This window comes from Streptomyces sp. NPDC005181 (assembly GCF_040608395.1).
Classification (GTDB): Bacteria; Actinomycetota; Actinomycetes; order Streptomycetales; family Streptomycetaceae; genus Streptomyces.
The window spans coordinates 1-3780 of record NZ_JBEXID010000206.1 but is presented as its reverse complement, the minus strand read 5'-3'; the positions used below and the strand labels follow the sequence as shown (position 1 = coordinate 3780).

The 3780-nt window shown below is 64.4% G+C and carries 2 protein-coding genes; both read left to right on the top strand.

Features of this window, described 5'->3' with window-relative positions; translation table 11 throughout:
- Window positions 1–1047 (top strand): thioesterase domain-containing protein (locus ABZV38_RS39840; RefSeq protein ID WP_356333792.1); only part of this gene is annotated, 1047 nt, incomplete at its 5' end.
- Between the two features lie 178 nt (window positions 1048–1225).
- On the top strand, window positions 1226–3780 hold a 2555-nt coding region (locus tag ABZV38_RS39835; RefSeq protein WP_356333790.1), incomplete at its 3' end, for an amino acid adenylation domain-containing protein.

Sequence of the window (3780 nt, the reverse complement as noted above, 5' to 3'; positions counted from 1 at the left end):
CGTACGCCACAGGAAGAACTGCTGGCCCGGCTCTTCGCCGAGGTGCTCGGACTTGACGCCGTGGGTATCGACGACAGTTTCTTCGATCTGGGCGGACACTCGCTGCTGGCCACCCGTCTGGTCAGTCGTATCCGCAAGACCACCGGCGTCGCACTGAACATCCGGGACCTGTTCGAGGTTCCCACCGTTGCCGGGCTGGCCGGACGGCTCGCCCCCGACCGTGCCTCCGACGAGTTCGACGTGCTGCTGCCCCTGCGTACCACGGGTGACCGTCCGCCGCTGTTCTGCGTACACCCGGGTTTCGGGATCAGCTGGTCCTACATCGGGCTGGCGGCGCACTTGCCGGCGGATCAGCCGCTCTACGGGCTGCAGGCTCGAAGCCTCCGGCAGACCGGCGCGCTGCCCGAGAGTGTGGAAGAGATGGCCGACGACTATCTGACGCATATCCGCTCGGTGCAGAAATCCGGCCCGTATCACATGCTGGGCTGGTCCTTCGGCGGTCTTGTCGTCCACGCCATCGCGGCCCGGCTACAGGAACAGGGCGAGGAGGTCGCTCTGCTGGCCATGCTCGACTCGTATCCCGCGAGCAAGGCGTCCCTGCCGTCCCTGCTGCTGGATACGGCGGAGGACGAGCGACTTGCTGTCATTCTCAGTGCCTTCGGTGGTGTCGGAGACACCGCACAGGACGGGTATAACGGTCAGGATTCTGCGCAACTTCGTATGGTGCGAGAGTTTGTTCACCAGATGGCAAGTGATCTGAAAGACCTGGAAAACCACGAGATCACGGCTGTCGTGAAGACTTACCTCCGGAACGTTCGCCTCATGGCCGATTTCACCCCCGGTCGGGTCATGGGTGATCTACTCTTCTTCACTGCGGGACTGGAACGCCCGGAAGGGGCTCCCACCGCGCAGGAATGGCGAGCCCACATCAGTGGTCGAATCGTCGACGAAGAGGTTCCATATGCGCACGACGACATGACGCGACCGGCTGCTCTGGCCGTCATCGGCCGGGCCATCACAGCAGAATTCCATCGCATCGACCGGTGACGTTCTCCTTGTTCCGGGATTGTCGCGTCGTATTGCCTTGCCGGTATACGTGTCGGTATGCGTGTTCGGCGGAGTGCTGTCACAACGCTGTCTGAAAGTACACCCACCAGTTGTCGCCGTCCGTGTATGACGCCGCACTGCTGGAGCACGGGGAAATGCAAAAGAAAGGATACGCCGGATGTCTGTATCGCAGGATTCCCCTCGGCCGTTGACTGCCGCCCAGACCGGCATCTGGCTGGCCAGTCAGATCTACTCGTCGTCCTCGGCGTACAACATCGCGGAATACATCGAGATCCATGGCGCCGTGGATACGGTCGCGTTCGAGAAGGCCTATCAGCAGGCTCTGCACGATCTCGATGGCCTGCGCATCCGCCTGGGCGAGGGCGCCGACGGCCCCTACCAGGTCATAGCCGAACACGTCGACTGGTCACTGCGCGTCACCGACTTCAGTCGTGAAGACGACCCTGACGCCGCGGCTCAGCGGTGGATGAAGGCCGATCTGCGCGAGCCGTTGGACATCCTGCGTGATCCTCTCTTTGCTTCTTCCCTGATCAAAATTTCGGACTCCCGATTCATCTGGCACCACCGATACCACCATCTGATGGTCGATGGATTCTGTGGCACGCTGATCACGGCCCGGGTGGCCGAGGTGTACACATCCCTGGTTCGAGGCACTCCTGTCCCCGAATCGGAAACCGGCAGCCTGACGACGCTGCTCGACCACGATGTCGACTACCGGGCTTCGCGAGAGTTCGAGACGGATCGCCAGCACTGGCTGAGCCGGCTGGACGGACTGCCCGAGGCGGTCAGTTTCACCGAACGGACGACCACGGAGATCCCGCAGAGTTTCCTGCGCGTCACTCATTACAGCCCGCAGACGCAGCTGGACGGCTACCGGGCAGCCGCGCGCCGGGCCGGAACGAGCTGGTCAGGGCTGGTAATCGCGGCAACAGCGGCCTATCTGCACCGGCTCACGGGCAGGCAGGACGTGGTGCTGGGGATTCCGGTGCAGGCCCGTCCGGGGAAGGCCCTTCGCAATATTGTCGGGATGGCTTCCAATCACCTTCCACTGGTACTCCAGGTGCGTCCGGACATGAGCGTTTCCGAACTCCTCCGGCAGGTGACGAGGGAAATCAGGACGACGCTTCGCCATCAGCGCTATCGATACGAGGACATCCGCCGCGATCTCAAGATATCCGATAGTCACAGCCGGATCTTCGGGCCCACCGTGAACATCATGGCCTTTGATTACGATCTGCGCTTCGATGATCACTTGGCAACCACGAAAAACCTTTCTAACGGCCCCGTTGATGATTTTTCTATAGGCGTTTTCGAACGATCCGACGGAAACGGTCTCGAGTTCGCCTTCGATGCGAACCCCGCTGTCTACACCGAGGACGATGTCGTCTCCCACGGGCAGCGTTTCCTCCGCTTCCTGGACGCCTTCGCGGCCGATGTCCAGGCTCCCCTGGGACGGGTCGATCTGCTGGGCGTGGATGAGCGGGAGCAGCTTCTTCACACCTGGAACAGCACGTCGCGTCCGGTGGCGGACCTGACAGTGGGGGCACTGTTCGCGGCGCATGTGGCACGTACCCCACAGGCCGCAGCAGTGGTGTGTGGCAAGGAGACGTTGAGCTACGCGGAGTTGGACGCGCGGGCGAACCGGCTGGCGCGGGTGCTGGTCGACCTGGGCGTGGGCCGTGAGGACCGGGTGGCTGTGCTCCAGGAGCGGTCAGCCGCCCTGGTGGCCTCGATCTTGGCGATCGTGAAGGCCGGCGCGACCTATGTGCCGCTGGACGCGCGTGCACCCGAGGGCCGATTGCACATGATCATGGCGGATACGGCGGCATCGGTGCTGCTGACCGATGCAGCCTCGCAGCCGGTGTTCTCCGGCCACGGCGCTCAGGTGATCGTCGTGGACGACGGACTGGGAGAAGGGGAATCGGCGTCCGAGGTGACGACAGCCGGCCATGGCGAGCAGCTGTTGTGCGTCATGTACACCTCCGGGTCCACGGGCCTGCCGAAGGGAGCGGGGACCACTCATCGTGACGTGGTGAGCCTGGGGCTGGACCAGTGGTGGGCGTCGGGCAGCCACCAGCGGATGCTGATGCATTCGCCTCAGGCGTTCGACGCGCTGACCTACGAGTTGTGGGTTCCGCTGCTGTCCGGTGGCGCGGTGGTGATCGCGCCTCCTGGTGAGTTGGATGCGGACACGCTGCGGGAGCTGGTCGTGCGGCACGGGGTGACTGCGCTGTGGCTGACCGCCGGGCTGTTCCGGTTGTGGGCGGGGGAGTCTCCTGAGTGCTTTGCCGGGGTGCGTGAGGTGTGGACGGGCGGGGACGTGGTGCCGGCCGCGATGGTGCGGCGGGTGCTGGACGCCTGTCCGGGAGTGACCGTTGTCAATGGGTATGGCCCGACGGAGACCACGGTCTTCGCCACCTGCCATCCCTCGCGTGCCGCCGACGAGGTACCGGACCTGCTGCCGATCGGCCGTCCGATGGACAACATGCGGGTGTATGTGTTGGACGGTGGTCTGCTGCCGGTGCCGGTGGGGGTGGCCGGTGAGCTGTACATTGCCGGCGAGGGACTGGCCCGGGGCTATCTGAACCGGCCGGCACTCACCGCGGAACGTTTCGTTGCCGACCCGTTCGGCCCCGGCGGCTCCCGCATGTACCGCAGCGGCGACGTGGTGCGCTGGACCGCCGAAGGTGACCTCGTCTTCGTGGGCCGCGC